Origin of the sequence: Chryseobacterium sp. MMS23-Vi53 (assembly GCF_047651245.1) — a bacterium.
Taxonomy (GTDB): domain Bacteria; phylum Bacteroidota; class Bacteroidia; order Flavobacteriales; family Weeksellaceae; genus Chryseobacterium.
Genome location: NZ_CP180265.1, coordinates 1,061,274 through 1,083,561, shown reverse-complemented (window position 1 = coordinate 1,083,561; position 22,288 = coordinate 1,061,274). Strand labels below are relative to the sequence as shown.

Below are 22,288 nucleotides of genomic sequence, written 5' to 3'. Positions count from 1 at the left end.
TTCCTTTTACGTTTTTCTAACTTTGATCTGGCTAAGAATTGAAATTTTTATCCGTTTTTTGTTTTATATTTTGCAAAATAGCTTCTAAAAATAGAATATATCTTCCGGGCTGATACTCGCCGTAAGAGAATAAAAAGATAAAATCATTCTTTTTCAGATAATAAATTTCCAATCCATTTTCAGAAGTATATTTTTCAATAAAATTATTGATGAGGTTAAATTTATTTTCCTTAATTATTAAATTAAAATTTTCTGCATCAATTTCCTTTTTTAGTTCTCTTAGTGGGTTGTTGTAAAAAATCAATTAATTTAATTTCCTGATTTCTAAATTTAAAAACTTCATATAAACATTTTCTTTCGTCTCCGTCGAATAATTTTTGCCTGATGATTTCAATTTTTTTAATCATGTTTAATTAGTTGTTTCTTTTAAATCTTTGTATATCTTAATTTATAAATAAAGCTTTAATAATTCTTTGTCTTGCTTTGCGTTTAAATAATTACTGCAAGGAAAACAAAGTTTTTTGAAAATTAAACTGTTTAATGATAAACAAAGGCGTTTCACTTATTTTAGAAATACAAAAGGAAATTAATATTTTTAATTATCAATTCTTTAGTGAAAAAAAAGAAGCTGATCATTCGAAACAGCTTCTTGTATTTAAAATTAAAATCGTTATAAAATCGCTTCTATATTCTGTAAAAATTTAATGATTATTTCGGAGCATTAAATGTTGAGTAATACAAATAAATAGGAAATTTCTCAAAAGTTCCATCTTTGCCCATCGTATATTCATTATGTGCATATACTTTGGAGAAATCAAGAATTGTAAACTTTTTTTCCGGAGAATTGTAAATCATTTTAATCAAGCTGCTCACAGCCGTTTCTCTTTCGTAGGTAAATAAAAGGGTCTTACCATCTGAGCTGTACACTTTGCAGTTGTAAATTCTTGCCTTCAGTTTTGTATCGACACCAGTGTCGTCTAATTTTGCTTTGTACATTAGCTTTTCTTTGCCGTTTTCGGTAATGTATACGTCTGCCTTTTTATAGTTTTCATCATATTTAAAAGTAACAAAATCATCCAGCTTGTAAAGACTATTTTTAAATTGTTCCTCTCCCGACATCACCTGAGTTTCTGTGTTTTTAGGCATTTCTATCGGACCTTTCGCCGGAGCAGATTTCTTTTTTTGTGCATTGATGTTAATGGCTGAGAATATCATTAAGACAGCCGTCAAAATTAGTTTTGAGTTTTTCATGGATTTTTTTTGCAATGTTAAATAAATTTTCGGTGTAAAAAAAATTACATCATGAAAAAACGCTACTCATATTCAAGTAAAGCTTTTAGTGCTATATAAAGACCTATTTTTAATTTAATTAATTTTTGGTGGATAGTATTTGATCAATCTTCAAAATCATTTCTTTTGCATTCTGATTGGTGGGATCAAGTTCCAATGATTTCTGATAATCGCTTTTTGACAAGGAATATTCTTTTTTATTAAAATAAGCTTCCCCACGACTGTCGTAAACGTTTCCCGATGTTGGAAATTCACTAACATTTAAACTGAAAATTTTAAGAGCTGCATCCAATTGATGATCTCTTAAAAACTGATAACCCAGTTCATTCAATTCGTTTTCGTTGGAAAAATTGTAATTATTTGGTTTATTCTTTTTAAGATCTCTATACAAAGCAATTCCTTTATCAATATTTTTCAAGCATTCTTTTCTGATGGTTAAACCAATAGATTCTTTTTGAGGCTCGACCGGATAATTTTTCCAATGGTTCAGACTGGCAATGCTCAAAAGAATTTCATCTATTAATTTAAAATTATTACCATTGGTCATTACAGCCAGACCGTTTCCGTCTTCAATACTTCCAATATAGTAGCAGACAAAACCTTCATTTCCCCCACTGTGGCTGAAGTATTTTGTGCCTTTGAAATCATTTAAAAATACACCCAAATTATTTTCAATTCTTTTTACAGACATTTCTTTGGTCAAAATTTTATTTGATTTTCCTAATAATGATAATTGCGTTTCAATAATATAACCGGCTAAATCTGTAGGATTTGTCCACAAACCTGCTGCCGCTTTTTCAGGATAAATATGGTATTTGCCTTTTACCTCATTACCATTAATATAAGCGGTTGCAAGCAAATTTTCTTTGTCTTTTGATGGAGGTTGATTAAAAGAACTTTCGTTCATTTGCAAAGGAATTAGAACATTATTCAGCATATAGTCTTCATACTTTTCTCCGGTCGTGTTTTCAAGGATTAATTGGGTAATTGTCGTTCCCCCGCCTGAATATTGGAATTTAAGGTTGGGCTCAAAAACAGACCGCACCGCAGGAGAATTAGCCGGTTTTATTCCATCAAGGATTTGATTAATCGTAGGCAGTTCTTTTCCTTTTTCATATCCTCCAAAACCATGTACAGACAATCCTGCTTTGTGAGATAACAAATTAGCAATAGAAATCTTCTGTCCTTTTGAAACATCATCGTAAGGGAATTTCCAGGTTTTCAAATAGTTATTGATGTCATTATCGAGATTTAATTTTCCTTCCTGAACCAATTTTAAAATCCCAAGGCTATTGATAGATTTACTGATAGAAGCTGCCTGAAAAAGTGTTTTGGTAGTGGCTGGTCTTTTTTCAGAAACATCTGCAAAACCGTAGGCTTTTACCCATTCAATTTTATAATCTTTAATGACGGCAATACTTACTGCATTGGCGTTGTAGAAAGCCATTCTATCTTTTAATGTTGATTTCTTTTTAGATTTGTCCCAATAGTTCAGGTCGTTTTCAAAGGTTTTTATTTTATCATTTACGCTTTGTGCGAATGTATTCAATGATAAATAAAGTAGTAAGATGAGGTTTAGTTTTTTCATTTGTAAATAATTGATTTGGTATTTAATAAACAATTTAAGGAAGAATATTATTACATTTTATTTTTTTATCACAGGATCAGTTAATGACATAATGAAATATTCAAAATGAAACAGCATTTGTTTTTAAGCTAATTGAGTTCGTAGTTAAGTTTTCAAATTATTTTTTTCTATATTTAGAAGTAATTTATTAAATAGGATGCCAATAAATCAATTACCTCCGGACGGGGGCATGTTATATAAAGAAACGGATATGACTCAGTTTTTTCCTGAGCCGTTAAATGCAATAACTGCTGTGCTTTTTTTAGCATTAGCCATTTTTTGGACCATTAAAATTAAAGGTAATTTTAAAGAATATCCCTTTATAACATACTGTTTGGTTTTATTATATATTGGAGCCATTGGGGGAACTATCTATCATTCATTCAGACAATGGCCGGTATTTATCATGATGGATTGGCTGCCCATTATGTTGCTTTGTTTGTCTGCCGGATTTTATTTTATAGCTAAAAGCACTAGATGGTACTTGGCTGTTGTAATGGTTTTCGTGTATTTACTGTTGATGTTCGCTTTGAGAAATTGGATTTTGATAGATAATACTTCTCTTTTTATCAACGTAAATTATGCAATCATGGCGTCGTTCGTGCTTTTCTCGGTATTACGTTATTTGATTTATACCCAATGGAAAGCCGGTAAATGGGTAGGTTTTGCTTTGTTGTCATTTGTTTTTGCATTAACTTTTCGCATTGCGGATAAATGGGAGTGGTTAGGCTTCGGGACACACTTTCTATGGCATACTTTTGGAGCAGTAGCAACATTTTGTATGTTCAATTATATCAATCTTACGCGGAATACAATTAGAAAAACATAACTGATTTTTAATTTCTTTGCTAGGTAAAGTCTTAAGTTTTTGATAGAGATTTTTATCTCTAACTTTATTTTACTTTTTTACTTACGGAAAACCGTAAAATTAATTTACTTTATATTATGATATTTGTATTATAATTTTTAATTTACAATATTAATCTTATTCATAAAGATTTTAATTTGTAGAATCATAATTTATAATCAATTAAATCAGTAATAAGATGGCTAAAAAGAAAATAAAATTAAATGTGGTTCTTTTAAAAAGTAATTTAAATATTACAGCTCCTGAGACATTTATTGAAAATTACACGCACGACAATGAAATCAACTTCAATAAAGGAAATCTGAATGCTATCCTTTATAAAAAGTTAGGTAGCTACAACGAACCTAAGTGGGTTGAGAATTTGAAAAATAAAATTATTGGAGATTTTACTAGTGATTTTCCATCTAATCAAAGCTCGGGTGTAACTTTATTTATTGAAGTACAAAATAGAATTTTTGCAATTAATTTTGGAACATTGGGACGTTTCAATATAATTAAATATGTAATAGAGAAGACATTTGGGATTTATACTGCTAATAAATTATTAAATAATGATATAACAGCAACGATAAAAAGTGCCTACAGTCGAGTAAATGAAACAAATCCTGTTAATAAGCAACGTCAATATGGAGCCGACATATCGAATAATCAACTTTTCCTTTCAATGGAAGATAATGAAGCTCTAAAAGAATTAGCGGTAATTAGTTCTACATCAGAAGATTTTTCAAGAATGATTGGAAAGTATAGTTCATTAAATGTTCAATTTCTTTTTAATGAAGCTGAAATACCTTGTTTTCAATATCTCCAACCAAAATTAAGCAGGCTTTTAGATATCTATAATTCTGTTTCCCATGATGATATTAAAAAACTATTTAAAGGGATTTATCCTCTTAATAGTACAGAAGCGGAAGTTTTGAATTTACTGTTGCCTAACAAATTAATTACATCAACAGATACATTCTTCTTATTTGAGCCGGAAATAGACTATGATTTTAGTCTTGTTGCAGACATTAGAATAGGAGATGAGTTATACGATGAATTATCCTTATCTTCCTATCTTGACAAGAATCCTCAGCCAACTTTTGAAATCCTCGCTGAAGAAAAGATTTGTTTTCTAAATGAAGATGATGATATAATTAAAGAATGGTCCATTCTGGAATGCTTGTATGGAGAAATTGAGGAAAACAATACAAATTATATCTTATCTGGTGGTGAGTGGTTCGAAGTTTCTAAAGATAAATATGATCGTGTAAATCGTGCAATTAATGGAATAATTGATACTGATTTTGTTATACCTGATCATATTAAAGAAAATATAAAAGAAGAGATTGAACAAGCTGTTGCTCAAAATCCAAATCAAAAGATTAATAAAGAAAATATCTTTAATACACATTTATCAAATCACATTCATGGTTATTTGTTTGATGAAACAGCTAAACAAATTAATCTTTACGAAGATAGATTTGAAGTTTGCGATGTCCTCCATCAAAATAGTTTTTTTCATGTAAAGTATAATTATGGTGCTTCGGCATTGAGTCATTTATTTAATCAGGGTTTTGTATCAGCTAAATCATATGCAGAATTTACGAGTAAATATGCAGATGCAGTCAATGTACACATACCTGATGTTGAAAATCATCTTTCTCCTCAGCCTGATAATGTTACAGTTCACTATCTTATCCTTAATGATAAGTCACAAGATAGATTAACATTTTTTTCGAAAATGGTTTTGGAAGATAAAATTAGAACTTTACAAGCTATGCAATTTAATGTGAACTTGACCTGGGTTCGAGATATGTATTAAGTTAACTTATTATGTAATTTTAATAAATAAATTGAATATAGATAATTCTAAATAGTTGTTATGTTAATTTATACCAAAAACTTATTTTGAAAAAAATAGAGATAGTTGAAGTACACTTTTATGGCATACTTTTGGAGCAGTAGCAACATTTTGTATGTTCAATTATATCAATCTTACGCGGAATACAATTAGAAAAACATAACTGATTTCTTTTAAGATCGAAATAAAACCGATTTACTTATATTTGCCACGCAACAAAGCAAATTCATATGTTCAAAAAAGTAAGCACTGTATTCATCCTTGGATTGTATACGGTTTTTTCGGCGCAACAAATTCGGCCTTCAAAGTCATCTGAAATTTACCGCGAACTCAAAACGCTTAAACACTTACCTAAAGTTTTATATCTTGCGGCTCATCCCGATGATGAAAATACAGGATTGCTCTCTTGGTTAATCAACGATCAAAATGTAGAAACGGGCTATTTATCTTTAACCAGAGGTGATGGTGGTCAGAATTTATTAGGCACAGAACAAGGCGCTGCGTTAGGATTAATCAGAACACATGAGCTTTTAGAAGCGAGAAAGTTAGACGGCGCACAACAATTTTTCACCCGTGCGATTGATTTCGGATTCTCTAAAAATACAACCGATACTTTTAAACAGTGGAATGCAGACAATATTACAGCAGATGTCGTTTGGGTCATCCGTCAATTCCGTCCGGATGTTATCATTTGTCGTTTTCCTCCAACTGCTGCGGCAGGTCACGGACAACATGCGGCTTCGGCGGTGGTTGCAGAGAAAGCTTTTATGTTGGCAGGCGACAAAACTGCGTTTCCAGATCAACTGAAATATGTGGATGTATGGCAACCAAAACGCATCATGTGGAATACTTTCCGATTTGGGAACAATAATGCGACCGCTGAAAATCAATTGAAAGTTACGGTTGGACAATATGATGCGCAATTGGGAATGGGTTATGGTGAATTGGCGGGATTAAGCAGAAGTTTACATAAAAGTCAGGGTGCAGGAACTCAGTCTGTAGCCGGTATAAAAACTGAATATTTTTCCCATGTTGCCGGAGAGCCTGCAAAATCAACGCTTTTTGATGGAATCAATAAGACATGGACAAAAGAAGGAAATTCTGACATTGACCAATCTTTAGATAAAATTATTTCCGCTTTCAATTTCAGTAATCCTGATCTTAGCTTACCTGCTTTGCTAGATTTGCGAAAAAAAGTTTTGGCTCTAAAAGATTCAGATTTAAAAAAGGATAAAATTAAATCACTTGACCATATTATTTTAAGCTGTGCCGGATTTATGGGCGAAGTTGTAACTAATCAGGCTGAAGCTGTTGCTGGTGATAATTATAATTTCAGATTAAATTTAATTTCAAGAGCTGCAAATCCTGTCGTTTTAGAAAATGTAAAATGGTTAAGTCAGTCAGAAAACTTTAACAGAAAATTATCAAAAGATTCTTTAATTACCATTCAGCATGATATTCAGATTCCTGCAGATGCCGCGCTTACAGAACCTTACTGGTTGGCAAAACCAGCTGTGAACGCAGCTACTTTCTCTGTTCCGAATGATACTTTAGTCGGATTACCCGAGGCAGAATCACCACTGAATGTTTTGCTTGATTTAAAAATTGGTTCGGAGAAGTTTCAGGTTAAACTTCCTTTATCGTTCAAGAAATTAGATCCGGTGCGTGGTGATGTGGTTGAAGCTTTGCGAATCGTTCCTGCATTGGAACTGAAATTTACACAGCCACTTTATTTAGTCAAAGAAAATGAAGATTTACATTTAAGTTTAAATTTTAAGGTAAATTCAAATAAACAGTTTAATAATGGAAAAGTAAACTTGTTATATAATGGAGATCGATTAGGCGGTGGTGATTTAAAATCAATTAATGGAAAAGATTTTACCGTTGATTATATTATTCCAAAAACCCAACTTGCTTCAATAAAATCAAATCAGTTGCAATTGGATGCTAATTTTGTTGCAGATGGAATCACGTATAACAAAAAACAGGTACTAATTCAATATCCTCATTTGCCTTCCTTACAATATTTTTCGCCTGCTACTGTATCTGTAATGAAAGGCGATATTCAGTCTAAGGTTAAAAAAGTTGGTTACATACAAGGAGCTGGTGATTTCATTCCTGAGTTTCTAAAAATTGCAGGTATTCAGGTAGATGTTTTAAAAGACGAAGATTTTTATGGCAATTTAGATGAATCTGGCGGAAGTCAAAATAAACTTTCACAATATGATGCGATCGTTCTTGGAGTTCGTGCCAATAATACAGAGAAAAAGCTTGGGCGCTGGATGCCTTTTTTATGGTCTTATGTAAAAGTTGGAGGTAATTTGGTGATGCAATATAACACCAATCAAGATACAACGGTTGAACAATTGGGAATGTACAATTTTACAATTGCTAATAAGCGTGTTACCGAAGAAAATGCTGAGGTTAAATTTTTAAATCCCAATCATAAATTACTGAACTATCCAAACAAAATTACTGCGGATGATTTTAAAGGTTGGGTACAGGAGCGTGGCGCCTATTTCCCAGACAAATGGGATGCCGTGTATGAACCGCTTTTTGAAATGCACGACACAGGAGAAGAACCTCTACAGGGATCAACTTTGTATGCAAAATACGGAAAGGGTAATTTTATTTATACTCCGTTGGCATTTTTCAGACAGTTACCTGCGGGAAATGTGGGTGCGGCACGATTATTTTTAAACTTCTTATCTGCACAAAAAAACTAATGAACAAGCAACTTAAAAATTGGAATATTTGGTATCTGCTTTTAGGATGTGCATTAGTAGCTCAGATCGTATTTTATTATTGGTTTACTAAATTCTGGGCATGAGTACAATAGATTGGGCAGTTCTTATTTTTACACTGGTTGCAGTGGTAGTTTACGGCGTATTCATCGGTCGTGGACAAAAAAGCAACGAATCTTACCTGAAAGCAGACAACAAAATGCCTTGGTACATTGTGTTGATCGGTATTATGGCGACTCAGGCAAGTGCGATTACTTTTCTTTCCGCACCGGGACAAGCCTATACAGACGGAATGCGATTCGTTCAATATTACTTTGGTCTGCCTTTGGCAATGATTGTGATCTGTATTACGTTTATCCCGATTTTTCAAAGGTTGAATGTTTATACTGCTTACGAATATTTAGAAAACCGTTTCGATAAAAAAACAAGGGTATTGACTTCACTTCTTTTTCTTTTTTCAAGGGGTTTATCGACAGGAATCAGTATTTACGCTCCGAGTATCATCTTGTCAAGTGTTTTAAACTGGAATATTTATTTAACCAATGTTTTAACGGGTGGTATTCTGTTGATTTATACCTATGTCGGCGGCGCGAAAGCAATCGCTCACACTCAAAAATTGCAGTTTCTGATTATTCTGGGAACAATGGCTTTTGCGGGGTATTTACTTATTGAAAATATGCCAAATGGAATTGGTTTTAATGATGCGCTGTATTTGGCAGGAAAATCAGGAAAGCTCAATGTCATCACCACAGAATTCGACTGGAAAGATAAATACAATATCTGGAGCGGATTAATTGGAGGTTTCTTTCTGGCACTTTCCTATTTCGGAACAGACCAGAGCCAGGTTGGGAGGTATATTACTGCGAAAGACAATACCAATGCTAAAATGGGTTTGCTGTTGAATGGATTGGTTAAAATCCCGATGCAGTTCGCGATTCTTCTGATTGGAGCTTTGCTTTTTGCCTTCTTTTCTTTGAAGCCAGCTCCGATTTATTTTAATGAAAGATCTTATCAGAATTTAAAAGAAAAACAACCTGAACAGGCTGCGGTTTTTGAAAAAGAGCATCAGGATTTACAAATAAAATTTAATGCAGAATCGAAAGAAATTTTAAAGTTGAAAGAAACTCAATCTCCTCAACTTACAAAAACAATTCAGGATTTTAAAAATACACAGGCTCAGGTAAAAGAGCTTCACAAAAGGGTAGAGGAAGCAATCAATCATTCAAATTTTAATGCTGAGAAAACAGATACCAATTACATTTTTCTGTATTTCGTGAAAAACACTTTGCCTGTAGGAATGATCGGTTTATTGTTTGCTGTTATTTTTCTGGCGAGTTGGGGTTCCATTTCCGCAGCGTTGAATTCCTTGGCGGCTTGTTCATTAAAAGATGTTCATTTGATATTCAGCAAAGAAATTCCTGATGAGAAAACCGAATTAAGGTATAGTCGGTTACATACTTTAGCTTGGGGGATTTTTTCCATTGGTGTAGCGATGTTTGCGACTCAAATGGGTTCTCTTATTGAAGCGGTGAATGTGTTGGGTTCTCTTTTCTACGGTCCGATATTGGGGATTTTTTTGGTCGCATTTTACTATAAAAAAATCGACGGCGCGAATGTGTTTATTGCTGCCATTTTATCTGAAATTGCGGTGATTGCCGTTTATCAGTTTGACATTGTTTCTTTCCTGTGGCTTAATGTGATTGGGGCAGAGGCAGTCATTATATTTTCTGCGATTGGATTGCTGTTTTATAAGCCGAAAGCCGTAAATTAGTAAACGAACAATAATAAAAACAAACAAATAAAATATTATGAAAGCAATCCTTAAATCTGCTACCGTCCTTGTTGCTGCAATGACGATTTCTGTAAACGCATTTGCTCAAGAAGCTAAAAAACCTGCGAGTCCACCGGCTACCGCTACAGGAAAAATTAAAGATGCAAACATTACAATTGCCTATAGCAGTCCTTCTGTGAAAGGACGTACAATCTGGGGTGGTTTAGAAGCTTATGATAAAGTTTGGCGTGCAGGTGCCAATGAAGCAACTACTTTCGAAACAGATAAAGACATTACCGTTCAGGGGAAAAAACTTCCTGCAGGTAAATACAGCTTTTTCCTAATTCCTAAACAAAGTGGAACATGGACTGCGATTTTTAATAAAGAGCCAAAACAATGGGGAGCTTATAAATACGAACAAGCTAAAGATGCTTTACGTGTTGATGTAAAAACAAAGGCTTTACCAGCAACACAGGAAGCTTTAGTTTATAAAATAAACAGTAATGGATTTACAATGGATTGGGATAAAATCTCAGTACCTGTAGAGATAAAATAAATTTATAAATAAGAATTAAATCCCGGTTAATCCGGGATTTTTTTAAATAGTTGTGAGAGCCCATCCGTTCCAGAATGATAAAAAAAGGCTCGTAGTAATAAGCATGATGATAATAATATTGGACTCTGACAAATGATTTGATTGAAATTGCGTAGGAATTAGTAAGTTCTTTTTATTAAGAAATTTTCTATAAATGTTTATGGAATTAAAATGTTTTAAATTTTATCGCAAAAGTGATATTTTATAGTATAAAGATAGTAATTCTTAGTCCTTATTTATTTTAGTTTCTGATTTTAAATTACCTCTGCAAATTGATGTTTTAGACCGTATTTTAAGGAGAAGAATTTTATATCAATTATGCATTGAAATCCTATTATTTATAATTTTATGATAGCTTACATGTAAAAACGGTAAAAAAAAATAATATTTTTTAACGTTTTTTTATTTAAAAGTGTTTTTTTTACACTTGTTTGTATTTTTTTTATAACTTTTTTTTTGTAATTCTTATCATAATATTTTTATAAAAAAATAAAATATTTTTCAATTATTATTTTCATTATAAATACTTGTTAAATGATATTTTATGATATTATTAAGTATAAATTTAATGATAACCTTATCATATTTTGTATGTGAATGTTTTCATATAAAATCGATATGTAAATTGTTGATATTTAGGTGTTAGTATGAAATTTATTTTTTTTATTCGATTGAATTTTTATATTTGTCATGTTACATAAATGTTAACGCTTACATGAGTCCTAATTTTATACATACATATGTTTCTGTTGATTGTGTGGTTTTTGGTTTTGACCATGAAAACAGATTAAATATTTTATTAGTAGAAAGACACCTTGATGAAGAAAGACAGATAAAGCTTCCCGGAAGTCTTATTTTTAGTGATGAAGATGTGGATGACGCTGCAGAAAGAGTATTGCATGAGCTTACTGGGATTAAAAAAATGGTTCTGAAACAATTCAAATGTTTTGCAGACCCTATGAGAGCAAATGATGAAAATGACATCAAATGGATGGGAATAGAGTATAAGCAGCACATCGAAAGGATTATCACTGTTGCCTACCTTTCTCTGTGTAAAATTGATCATAAGATTAACAGCACAAAGTATAGTACAGTAGATTGGTTTCCAATTGATGAGGTTCCTTCTCTGCCGTTTGATCATAATAAGATTATTAATGAGTCTTTAGTAGAGGTAAGAAAATGGATAGAGCTTGATTTTTCTATCATTTTTGAGCTTCTTCCAAAGAAATTTACCATCAGACAGCTCTATCAGTTATACAGTGCATTGAGCGAAAAACGGATTGATATTAAAAATTTTCATAAAAAAATTTCCTCATTCAATTACATTATTCCTTTGGAGGAGATTGAAAAAAATGTGTCACACCGTGCAGCAAGATATTATAAGTTTGATGCCAAAATTTATAAGAAAAACAATACTAAATTAATAAAATAATACTTTTTAAAACTATATGTACTTACTAGGCTATGATATCGGCAGTTCTTCTGTGAAAGTTTGTCTCATTGAGGCATCCAGCGGAAAAGTGATCGCCTCTGAATTTTCTCCTAAAAAAGAGATGAAAATCACTGCGATCCACCCTGGTTGGGCAGAGCAGAACCCTGTCGACTGGTGGACAAACCTGAAGCTTGCTCATGAAGCGGTAATGCACGAATCCGGAATCCATCCTGAAGACATCAAGGGAATCGGTATTACGTGGCAAATGCATGGTTTGATTTTGGTGGATAAAGATCAGAACTTATTAAGACCATCCATCATCTGGTGCGACAGCCGTGCTGTTCCTTATGGTGAAAAGGCTTTCAAAGAAATTGGGGAAGAAAAATGTTTATCACATTTACTGAATTCACCGGGAAATTTTACAGCTTCGAAATTAGCCTGGGTTAAAGAAAACGAACCGGAAATTTTTGAAAAAATTGATAAAATTATGCTTCCGGGAGATTACATCGCAATGAGACTTTCCGGAGAAATAGGAATAACGATTGAGGGCTTATCTGAAGGAATTTTCTGGGATTTTAAAAACAATTGTATTTCAGAAGATGTCATCAATTACTATGGAATTCCTAAAAGCTTTTTCCCTGAAATTATCCCGACTTTTGGGATTCAGGCAACAGTTTCAGCAACTGCAGCTCAGGAATTGGGTTTAAAAGAAGGAACACCAATTTCCTATAGAGCGGGAGATCAGCCGAATAACGCTTTATCATTAAATGTTTTCAATCCGGGAGAAATTGCATCTACAGCAGGTACTTCGGGCGTTGTTTATGGAGTTTTAGATAAATTAGATTACGATAAATTATCAAGAGTAAATACTTTTGCTCACGTTAATTATACCGAAGAGCTTACAAGACTTGGAGTTTTGCTTTGCATCAATGGAACAGGAATTTTAAATTCTTGGTTAAAGCACAACTTTGCAACCTCCCTATCTTCTTACGGGGACATGAATGACTTGGCATCACTTTCACCGGTTGGAGCCAAGGGTTTAAGCATCATTCCTTTTGGAAATGGAGCGGAAAGGGTATTAGAAAATAAAGAAACCAACTGTTCCATTCACGGAATTAATTTCAATATACATACAAAAGGAGATATCCTGCGTGCGGCACAAGAAGGAATTGTGTTCTCATACGAGTACGGAATGGATATCATGAGGAATATTGGGATGGATATCCAGGTAATCCGTGCAGGGAATGCCAATATGTTCTTAAGTTCAATTTTCAGGAAATCACTGGCCGGAGTGAGTAATGCTGTCATTGAGCTTTACGATACAGACGGAGCGGTAGGTGCGGCAAGAGCGGCAGGAATGGGAATCGGGTTTTATGCAGATTCTAAAGAGGCTTTCGCTTCACTTGAAAGAATTGCCGTTATAGAACCACAATTAGAAAAACGAGAACAATACTTAGAAGCCTATTCAAGATGGAAGCAGCATCTTAATGAAATAATATAATCCTAACAGCAACGGAGTTTTCCATTGTACTTATTGACCTTTTCCAGATCAGTGAGCAGGAATTTCTTATGCCAAATTTTAAAATTTAACTAAAAATTAAAACAAAAATATATGAACACTTTAACAGGTACAAAGGAGTTTTTTACAGGTATCGACAAAATTAAATTTGAAGGAAAAGAAAGCAGAAATCCATTAGCTTTCAGATATTATGACGCGGAAAGAATCGTCATGGGAAAACCAATGAAAGACTGGACTCGTTTTGCGATGGCTTGGTGGCATACATTATGTGCAAACGGAAGCGATCCATTCGGTGGACCTACCATTCACCATCCTTGGGACATCGGAAATGATGCTGTAACAAGAGCAATGCATAAAATGGATGCCGGTTTTGAATTTATGTCTAAAATGGGCTTCAACTACTATTGTTTCCACGATATTGATTTGGTTGATCCTGCCAGCAACTGGAAAGATTACGAAAAAAATCTTCAGACGGTAGTAGAATATGCAAAACAAAAGCAACAGGAAACAGGAATTAAGCTTTTATGGGGAACAGCAAATGTTTTTACTCATGAGAGATACATGAACGGAGCTTCTACAAATCCGAATTTTGATGTTGTAGCTTGTGCAGGGACTCAGGTTAAAAATTCTATTGATGCAACGATAGCTTTAGGTGGCGAAAACTATGTATTCTGGGGTGGTAGAGAAGGTTATATGAGTCTTTTAAACACAGACATGAAGCGTGAGAAAGATCATTTGGCGCGTTTCCTTTCAATGTCGAGAGATTATGCTCGTCAGCAAGGTTTTAAGGGAACTTTCCTTATTGAACCAAAACCGATGGAACCTACAAAACACCAGTACGACTACGATTCTGAAACAGTAATTGGTTTTTTAAGACATTACGGATTAGACAAAGATTTTAAATTAAATATTGAAGTGAACCATGCAACGTTAGCGGGTCACACATTCGAGCACGAGCTTCAGGCTGCAGTAGATGCAGGACTTTTAGGAAGTATCGATGCTAACAGGGGAGATTACCAAAATGGATGGGATACAGATCAGTTCCCGATAGATTATTATGACATGGTTCAAGCTTGGTTGGTGCTTCTTCCGGCAGGAGGTTTAGGAAATGGGGGTGTAAATTTCGATGCGAAGATTAGAAGAAATTCTATTGATGCGGAAGATTTATTCATCTCTCATATTTCAGGGATGGATGTTTTTGCTAAGGGACTTTTAGCCGCGGCAGATATTCTTGAAAATTCAGATTATAAAAAACTGAGAACAGACCGTTACGCTTCGTTCGACAACGGAAACGGAAAGGCTTTTGAAGAAGGAACGCTTACTTTGGAGGATCTTCAGAGAATTGCACATGAAATTGGGGAACCACAGCCAAAAAGCGGAAAGCAGGAGTTGTTTGAAGCTATTGTGAACATGTATATCTAAATAAACGTAAAAAGGCTGCTAAACACTAAGGATTATTCAAAACTATAATTATTAATAGCCTTTTTATTCAACCCTAATATTAAAACATAATAATTATGAACCGATCTTATTTAGCTAAAACTAATAAAGCCGCACTCTTTTTTGCGATGGCTTTATTACCTTCCGGCTTAGCATACTCTCAGACTAAAAAAGATACTCTTACCAAAGAGAAAAAAATAGAAGAAGTTGTGGTTATCGGATATGGTACACAAAGAAAAGAAGCCGTAACAGGGTCTGTTGCCACCGTAAAAGGTGATGTTCTTCGTGAGGTACCATCGGCAAACATTACTCAGGCATTACAAGGGAGAACTGCGGGCGTGGATATTGCTCAGACTTCAACAAAACCCGGCGCTACAATGCAGATCCGTATTAGAGGAACAAGATCTTTAACTGGAGATAACAACCCTTTGATCGTTTTGGATGGTATTCCTTTCGTAGGATCATTAGCAGACATCAGTTCTAGTGATATTAAAAGTTTAGATATCTTAAAAGATGCTTCAGCTACTGCAATCTATGGATCCAGAGGAGCAAACGGGGTAATTCTTGTTACAACAAACAGAGGATCTAAGGGGCAAAAACCCAGAGTTACTTACAATACGTTTACAGGGGTACAGACCTTATTTTCCAAATATCCCATGATGGACGGTCCTAAGTTTGCACAGCTTCGTGCATACGCTACACCGGCACCTACAAGTACACAGCCAACCACATCACCTCTTTACGCAACCAACGGTGATGAATCTCCTACTACCAATACAGACTGGCAAAGCTTATACTACAAACCCGCAATGATTACCAGCCATGACCTTGGAGTTTCCGGTGGAACAGAAGGGGGAAATTACAGTGTAGGTTTGTCTTATTTTAAGCAGGATGCATTAATTCCACTTCAGAATTATGAAAGATTTGCTTTAAGAATGGCAATCGATCAGCAAGTTGGTAAACTTTTTAAATTTGGTTTTACGACCAATACCAATTACTCTAAATCTGAAGGGAACGGTGTAAACCCAGGAGCTGTTTTGGGGTATTCTCCAATTGCTAATCCATACAATGCCGACGGAAGCTTTAAAAGAGTAATGGTTACTGCAGGAGGTATTGATCAGACATGGATTTATACACGCAAAACTTTAGAAGGTTTAGGAGATAAATACATAGATGAAACTAAATCTTTCGCATCTTATAATAATCTCTATGGTGAAGTTAATCTTCCTTTAAACGGATTAAAATACAGATTGAATGTTGGTTTAGATTATCGTACGGCAAATAATGGAAATTATACAGGAGTTGGAGTATTCAATACCAACGCACAGGGACCTTCCAACGCAGGTAGAGGAAACAACCAGACTTATCACTGGGTATTGGAAAATCTCCTTACTTATGACCGTACGTTCGGTAAGCATAAAGTGAACGCCGTAGGATTGTATTCTGCGGAAGGTAACAGATTTACAAGTTCATATATGAGCGCAAAGAATGTTCCTGCAGATTTTTTCCAATATTATAATCTAGGACAGTCTCCTCAAGCTGATATTACAGTAAATCCAAACGATCAGAGATATGAGCAAACAGGTTTGCTTTCAGCGATGGGAAGAGTAATGTATACATACGATAACAAATATATGTTGACAGCAACTCTTCGTGCAGATGGTTCTTCAAGATTGGCTCCTGGAAACAAATGGCATACCTATCCGGCATTATCATTAGGATGGAATGTAACCAATGAGTCTTTCATGAAGAATGTAAAAGCTCTGAACTTGTTTAAATTAAGAGCAGGTTGGGGGCAGACTTCCAACCAGGCAGTAGCGCCTTATTCTACATTAGGATCACTTACCGTTACACCATATAATTTTGGAAGTACAAACAGTACAGGGGTTTACGTAAATCAGGCTCCTAATCCTCAACTTGGATGGGAATATTCTAAAACACAAAACTATGGGGTGGATTTCGCATTGTTCAAAAATCGTATTACAGGTAGTGTAGAGTACTATAAGACACATACATATGATCTTTTATCCAATAAAACTCTTCCATCTTCGTCTGCTCTTCAATTCGTAACTAAAAATGTTGCTGAAACAGAAAATAAAGGTTGGGAATTTACATTAAACGGAACAATTCTGGATAATCCGGAAGGTTTTTCAATAGATGCGGGCGTAAACCTTTATACCAATAAAAACAAAATTCTATCACTTGCATCTGGAATCGATAAAGATATCAACAACCTTTGGTTTGTAGGACACAATATCAATTCTTTATATGATTATCAGTACATCGGTCTATGGCAGGCAGGAGATCCTTACCAGAATATTCTCGAGCCGGGAAGTGCTGCAGATGTAGTAGGATCTATAAAAGTTCTTTACACAGGAGGTTACAATGCTGATGGAACACCGGTAAGAGCAATTAATGCCGACGATAGACAGATTTTTGATACTGCTCCGAAATTCCAGGGAGGCTTCAACCTGCGTTTTGCATATAAAAACTTTGATTTGAGTACGGTAGGAGCATTCCAGAAAGGAGGTATTCTTATCAGTTCACTGTATGGATCTGCAAGTTATCTGAACAGATTAACCGGTAGAGGAAACAACGTGGATGTAGATTATTGGACAGAAAACAACACCGATGCTTATTTTCCGCGTCCTGGCCGTCACTTAAGTGGTGATAATCCCAAATATTCTTCTACCTTAGCCATGTTTGATGCTTCTTATCTTAAACTTAGAACGATTACTTTAGGATATAACGTTGATAAAGATGTATTAAAAGATTTGAAAATTACGAGCTTCAGAATTTACGTTACAGTTACAAACCCTGTTGTATTATTCTCACCTTATCACAAATTCTCAGGGATGGATCCGGAGCCGAACTCTACGGGAGATCAAAATCAGGCGGTTAGTGGATATCAAGCACGTCAGCTGATTATAGGAACTAATAATCCTTCAACAAGAAATTATTTAATGGGACTTAACTTAACTTTTTAAAACTGTACAGTCATGATAAATTTTAACAAAAAAATGATATTGGGAGCAATCTTTTTATCATTAACATTTACAGGATGTAATGAGATTCTTGACGAACAGCCAAGATCTGTCTACACTGTTGATTATTTCAGTACTCCGGACGGGATTAATCAGAGTTTTACATCTTTATACAGACAGTTACGTATGCTTTACGGCAACGGATATTTTATGAGCAACTGCCAGAACGGAACCGACGAATCTACCTGGGCGCAAAGTGCAGACGGTAATTTTAAAGAATTGGATATGTCTGGACAGGGGAACATCAATTCAAGCACTTTCCCTACAAGTATGATCTGGTCATCCGTTTTTCCTTATATCAATACAGCCAACGGGATTATCGAAAAAGGACCGGGATTCGGATTTGCAGAAAGCATGATCTCCGAAGCCAGATTTTTCAGAGGATTTGATTATTTTATGCTGGTTCAGACTTATGGCGGAGTACCGCTGGATCTTGGTATGGGAGAACTTACGTTTAATACTTCACCATCTACAACATCTATTAGAAATACGGTTCCTGAGGTATATACAAAAGCTATTTTTCCGGATTTTAAAAAAGCAATAGATAACCTTCCGTCTTCTCCTAGAGTTACCGGCGGGGTTACGAAAAATGTAGCGAGATTATTCTTGGCTAAAGCTTATTTAACTTACGGATGGTGGCTACAGAATCCAAACGGTATTCCTACCTATCCTGAAGTAGCAAGAACAGATCCGGATGGTCACAATGCACAGTGGTATTTCCAGCAAGCCTATGATATTGCTATGGCAGGTATTACAACTCCGGCTCCATACAGCTTACAACCTACTTTTTATGATGTAAATGTAGGGTCAAACGACAGAAATACTGAAAGCATGTTATATGCGGATCATACAGCATCCAGTACTTATTATAACGAAAGCGATCCTGTAGGATTTGGTTCGGGTTGGGCACCTGATAATTTTGCCGCGTGGATGCAGACTTGGAATTACACTGCAATTAAAAGCAGCAAGACAACATCATGGGCTTCTACAGATATCGTAAGTTCCGTACAGCGTGAGGCGGCGCAGTCTTTAGGCCGTCCTTGGGTTCGTATGTGTCCTACAATTGGTGTTATTAGAAATACTTTTGCAGATAAAACCAATGACTCACGTTACGACGGAACATTTGTAACGACTTACAGAGGAAACTGGAACAAAAACGGAACAGGGCTTACAACAGTTCCTGTTCTATATAATGCTAATAATTTACCGGTATCGCCTGGAGGCGCTATTTTAAGTTTCTTAAATGATGATTCACAACTTCCGGCATATCCTACAGGAGCTGGCGACAATGGAGTAGGAGCCGGAACATTGCCGGGAAGAGCAGACTGGGTAGTAGCACCAAACGGGATCAGCCGAATCGTTTATCCTGGCTTATGGAAAATAGGAACTTATCGTACCGATGATCCGAACGGTTTAGGATATCCGAATGCAGGTCTTACACGTCCTTTCAGTGTGGCAAAATTCTCAGAATTCTATTTCATTGCAGCGGAAGCGGCGGTAAAAGGAGCTTCAGGATCTATGTCGGCAAGGGATCTTCTAAATGTTATCCGTGCCCGTGCAGGAAAATGGAAATTTAACAACGCTCAGAATGTAACTTATGTAGCAGATAACAGTGCTGCCATGATTGCTGCAACTCCTGCTACCATTACAATCGATTATATCCTTGCAGAAAGATCTCGTGAATATTATGGAGAATTCTACAGATGGTACGATCTTGTTCGTACTCAGAAATGGGAACAATATGCTGCAACTTATCAGATTGGAGGGGCTTCTTATGGAGATCATACACCTCAAACGATAACCAGAACGATAAAACCTTTCCATTATCTGAGACCAATTCCTCAGGGACAGCTTGATGCAATGGAAGTTTCTGCAGATATTAAAGCAAAATATCAGAATCCTGGTTATTAGAAATTAGTTAATTTCACATTTCATATATAGTTGGCAGGGCAGATCCTAAAAATCTGCCTTGTTTTTAATTAAATTTTAAAAGATTATGGAAAAAACATGGCGTTGGTTTGGGAAGAACGATAAAATTAAATTACAGACACTTCGACAGATTGGTGTGGAAGGAATTGTTTCTGCGCTTCATAATGTTCCAAACGGAGAAATCTGGAGCTTAGAGGCTATTAATGATTATAAAAATTATATAGAAAATCACGGTCTTCGCTGGTCTGTCGTGGAAAGTCTTCCCGTAAGCGAAGCAATCAAATACGGAGGAGAAGACCGTGATTTTTTGATAGAAAATTATATCAAAAGTCTCGAAAACTTAGGAAAAGCAGGCGTAACTACGGTTTGTTACAACTTTATGCCGGTATTGGATTGGGCAAGAACAGATCTTTTTCACGAATGGGAAGACGGATCTTCGTCACTTTATTTTGATAAAGCAAGATTTGCGTATTTTGAAATTCATATTTTAAAAAGAGAGGGTGCTGAAAATGATTATAGTTCTGAGATTCTGCAAAAAGTGGAAGAATTAAAAAATACACTCACTGAAAAAGACAACAATGATCTGATAGATTCTGTTATTGTAAAAACACAGGGATTCGTTAACGGAAATATTAAAGAAGGCGATTTAAATCCTGTAGAAAAGTTCAATAATTTATTGGCTTTATATGATGGAATTGATAAAAACCAACTTCGGGAAAATCTGAAATATTTTCTCGAAAAAATAATGCCTGTGTGCGAAGAATGGAATATTCAAATGTGTGTGCATCCCGATGATCCGCCTTTCGCTTTATTAGGTTTACCGAGAATTGTAACCAACGAAGAAGATATCGATTGGTTCCTGAATGCTGTGGATAATCCTCATAACGGATTGACTTTCTGCGCAGGTTCTCTTAGTGCCAATCTTCAGAATGATGTTCCGAAACTAGCTCAAAAATTTGCTCACAGAACAAAGTTTGTTCATTTAAGAAGCACCAATGTTTTTGAAAACGGAGATTTTATCGAAGCCCATCATTTAGGCGGAAGAGGGAAATTAATCGACGTAATCCGTGTATTTGAAAAAGAAAATCCGGACCTGCCAATGCGAATCGACCATGGAAGATTGTTGTCAGAAGATATCTATAAAGGCTACAATCCAGGCTATTCTTTTCTGGGAAGAATGCTGGCTTTGGGACAGATTGAAGGAGTAATGGCAGCTGTCAATTCTGAATCAAGATAAGGAGAATCCGAAGGATTCAATATCAGTAACCGTAGGTTAACCTATGGAAAAAGAGCAAAAAAATCCAACGAACCTGAAGGGTTCAATATTATAAGTCATCATTTATCAATAATTAAAAATGAACGAAATATTCAGCATAAAAGATAAAATTGCAGTCATTACAGGTGCTTCCGGTGTTTTAGGAGGAAGCCTTGCCAAAAGTTTTATCGAAGCGGGGGCAAAAGTTGTGGTTTTGGGAAGAAGCCAAGAGACGCTGGATTCCCGTGTGAAGGAACTTACAGATCTAGGAGGTGATGCTTTTGCCGTTGAAGCCAACGTAATGAACATCGAAAGTCTCGAAAATGCATCAAAAAAAATCGTAGAAAAGTATGGTAAAATAGATATTTTGCTAAATATTGCCGGAGGAAATATCCCTTCAGCAACCTTATCACCGGATCAGTCATTTTTTGATATGAACATCAGCGGATGGGATGAGGTAACCGATCTTAACATCAACGGAACCGTTTACCCAAGCTATGTTTTCGGAAAAGTAATGGCAGAGCAGAAAAGTGGAAGTATCGTGAACATTTCTTCAATGGCAGCTTATTCGGCAATTACAAGAGTGGCGGGATATTCGGCGGCAAAGTCAGCAATCACCAATTTTACACAATGGCTGGCTTCTGATTTGGCTTTAAAATTCGGAGATAAAATCCGTGTCAATGCCGTTGCTCCCGGATTTTTCATAGGAGATCAGAACCGTGCCATTTTACTGAATCCTGATGGATCTTTAACAGACAGAAGCAAAAAAGTGATTGCCAAAACACCAATGCAAAGATTTGGTGAGGTGGAAGAATTAAATGGAACAGTTCAGTTTCTTTGTTCGGATGCTGCAAGCTTCATTACAGGAGCTTTAATTCCTGTTGATGGCGGTTTCAGTGCTTTCAGCGGGGTGTAATTTGTAGTTATTTTC

15 protein-coding genes are annotated in these 22,288 nt (G+C 35.2%); 12 read left to right on the top strand and 3 right to left on the bottom strand.

What is annotated here, in order from left to right; all coding sequences use genetic code 11:
- Window positions 1-31: 31 nt before the first annotated feature.
- The 3 genes from ACKX2A_RS04820 to ACKX2A_RS04810 all read right to left on the bottom strand — a co-directional run bounded on the left by ACKX2A_RS04820 (window position 32) and on the right by ACKX2A_RS04810 (window position 2,878).
- Window positions 32-304, bottom strand: coding sequence for a hypothetical protein (locus ACKX2A_RS04820; RefSeq protein WP_415327930.1), 273 nt, complete (start codon window positions 302-304; stop codon window positions 32-34).
- A 404-nt stretch (window positions 305-708) separates the two neighbouring features.
- On the bottom strand, window positions 709-1,251 hold the full coding sequence (locus ACKX2A_RS04815) for a hypothetical protein (RefSeq protein WP_415327928.1): 543 nt from the start codon (window positions 1,249-1,251) through the stop codon (window positions 709-711).
- Between the two features lie 118 nt (window positions 1,252-1,369).
- A complete protein-coding gene (locus ACKX2A_RS04810; RefSeq protein ID WP_415327926.1) occupies window positions 1,370-2,878 on the bottom strand; it encodes a serine hydrolase in 1,509 nt (502 codons plus the stop codon).
- A 196-nt stretch (window positions 2,879-3,074) separates the two neighbouring features.
- Between ACKX2A_RS04810 and ACKX2A_RS04805 the strand changes: the two genes are divergently transcribed.
- The 12 genes from ACKX2A_RS04805 to ACKX2A_RS04750 all read left to right on the top strand — a co-directional run bounded on the left by ACKX2A_RS04805 (window position 3,075) and on the right by ACKX2A_RS04750 (window position 22,273).
- Window positions 3,075-3,746, top strand: coding sequence for a hypothetical protein (locus ACKX2A_RS04805; protein WP_415327924.1), 672 nt, complete (start codon window positions 3,075-3,077; stop codon window positions 3,744-3,746).
- A 217-nt stretch (window positions 3,747-3,963) separates the two neighbouring features.
- Entirely contained in the window at window positions 3,964-5,589 is a 1,626-nt protein-coding gene (locus tag ACKX2A_RS04800; protein ID WP_415327922.1) for a DUF6119 family protein, read from the top strand.
- Between the two features lie 269 nt (window positions 5,590-5,858).
- Window positions 5,859-8,354 carry a PIG-L family deacetylase gene (locus ACKX2A_RS04795; RefSeq protein ID WP_415327920.1) on the top strand — a complete coding sequence of 832 codons (2,496 nt, stop codon included), beginning with the start codon at window positions 5,859-5,861 and terminating at the stop codon, window positions 8,352-8,354.
- Between the two features lie 100 nt (window positions 8,355-8,454).
- The gene (locus ACKX2A_RS04790) at window positions 8,455-10,143 is read left to right on the top strand and encodes a sodium:solute symporter (RefSeq protein WP_415327919.1); all 1,689 of its coding nucleotides are present in this window, start codon (window positions 8,455-8,457) and stop codon (window positions 10,141-10,143) included.
- A gap of 37 nt (window positions 10,144-10,180) precedes the next feature.
- Complete coding sequence (locus ACKX2A_RS04785) at window positions 10,181-10,699, top strand: DUF2911 domain-containing protein (protein ID WP_415327918.1); 519 nt, start codon at window positions 10,181-10,183, stop codon at window positions 10,697-10,699.
- A gap of 754 nt (window positions 10,700-11,453) precedes the next feature.
- Entirely contained in the window at window positions 11,454-12,170 is a 717-nt protein-coding gene (locus tag ACKX2A_RS04780; protein ID WP_415327916.1) for an NUDIX hydrolase, read from the top strand.
- 16 nt (window positions 12,171-12,186) lie between these two features.
- Entirely contained in the window at window positions 12,187-13,671 is a 1,485-nt protein-coding gene (locus ACKX2A_RS04775) for a xylulokinase (protein ID WP_415327914.1), read from the top strand.
- 111 nt (window positions 13,672-13,782) lie between these two features.
- A complete protein-coding gene (gene xylA / locus ACKX2A_RS04770) occupies window positions 13,783-15,111 on the top strand; it encodes a xylose isomerase (RefSeq protein ID WP_415327912.1) in 1,329 nt (442 codons plus the stop codon).
- 95 nt (window positions 15,112-15,206) lie between these two features.
- A complete protein-coding gene (locus tag ACKX2A_RS04765) occupies window positions 15,207-18,116 on the top strand; it encodes a SusC/RagA family TonB-linked outer membrane protein (protein ID WP_415327911.1) in 2,910 nt (969 codons plus the stop codon).
- 12 nt (window positions 18,117-18,128) lie between these two features.
- On the top strand, window positions 18,129-20,084 hold the full coding sequence (locus ACKX2A_RS04760; protein WP_415327910.1) for a RagB/SusD family nutrient uptake outer membrane protein: 1,956 nt from the start codon (window positions 18,129-18,131) through the stop codon (window positions 20,082-20,084).
- Between the two features lie 85 nt (window positions 20,085-20,169).
- Window positions 20,170-21,339: a mannonate dehydratase gene (uxuA, locus tag ACKX2A_RS04755; RefSeq protein WP_415327908.1), complete on the top strand. Its 1,170-nt coding sequence runs from the start codon at window positions 20,170-20,172 to the stop codon at window positions 21,337-21,339.
- A gap of 118 nt (window positions 21,340-21,457) precedes the next feature.
- Window positions 21,458-22,273 carry an SDR family oxidoreductase gene (locus ACKX2A_RS04750; protein WP_415327906.1) on the top strand — a complete coding sequence of 272 codons (816 nt, stop codon included), beginning with the start codon at window positions 21,458-21,460 and terminating at the stop codon, window positions 22,271-22,273.
- Window positions 22,274-22,288: the final 15 nt, after the last annotated feature.

What these genes read in the sequence shown, in the direction of transcription:
- ACKX2A_RS04765 (WP_415327911.1), top strand. Translation starts at nt 15,207, where the DNA reads ATGAACCGATCTTATTTAGCTAAAACTAATAAAGCCGCACTCTTTTTT.
- xylA (WP_415327912.1), top strand. Translation starts at nt 13,783, where the DNA reads ATGAACACTTTAACAGGTACAAAGGAGTTTTTTACAGGTATCGACAAA.
- ACKX2A_RS04800 (WP_415327922.1), top strand. Translation starts at nt 3,964, where the DNA reads ATGGCTAAAAAGAAAATAAAATTAAATGTGGTTCTTTTAAAAAGTAAT.
- ACKX2A_RS04790 (WP_415327919.1), top strand. Translation starts at nt 8,455, where the DNA reads ATGAGTACAATAGATTGGGCAGTTCTTATTTTTACACTGGTTGCAGTG.
- ACKX2A_RS04795 (WP_415327920.1), top strand. Translation starts at nt 5,859, where the DNA reads ATGTTCAAAAAAGTAAGCACTGTATTCATCCTTGGATTGTATACGGTT.
- ACKX2A_RS04805 (WP_415327924.1), top strand. Translation starts at nt 3,075, where the DNA reads ATGCCAATAAATCAATTACCTCCGGACGGGGGCATGTTATATAAAGAA.
- ACKX2A_RS04785 (WP_415327918.1), top strand. Translation starts at nt 10,181, where the DNA reads ATGAAAGCAATCCTTAAATCTGCTACCGTCCTTGTTGCTGCAATGACG.
- ACKX2A_RS04815 (WP_415327928.1), bottom strand. Translation starts at nt 1,251, where the DNA reads ATGAAAAACTCAAAACTAATTTTGACGGCTGTCTTAATGATATTCTCA.
- uxuA (WP_415327908.1), top strand. Translation starts at nt 20,170, where the DNA reads ATGGAAAAAACATGGCGTTGGTTTGGGAAGAACGATAAAATTAAATTA.
- ACKX2A_RS04760 (WP_415327910.1), top strand. Translation starts at nt 18,129, where the DNA reads ATGATAAATTTTAACAAAAAAATGATATTGGGAGCAATCTTTTTATCA.
- ACKX2A_RS04750 (WP_415327906.1), top strand. Translation starts at nt 21,458, where the DNA reads ATGAACGAAATATTCAGCATAAAAGATAAAATTGCAGTCATTACAGGT.
- ACKX2A_RS04810 (WP_415327926.1), bottom strand. Translation starts at nt 2,878, where the DNA reads ATGAAAAAACTAAACCTCATCTTACTACTTTATTTATCATTGAATACA.
- ACKX2A_RS04775 (WP_415327914.1), top strand. Translation starts at nt 12,187, where the DNA reads ATGTACTTACTAGGCTATGATATCGGCAGTTCTTCTGTGAAAGTTTGT.
- ACKX2A_RS04780 (WP_415327916.1), top strand. Translation starts at nt 11,454, where the DNA reads ATGAGTCCTAATTTTATACATACATATGTTTCTGTTGATTGTGTGGTT.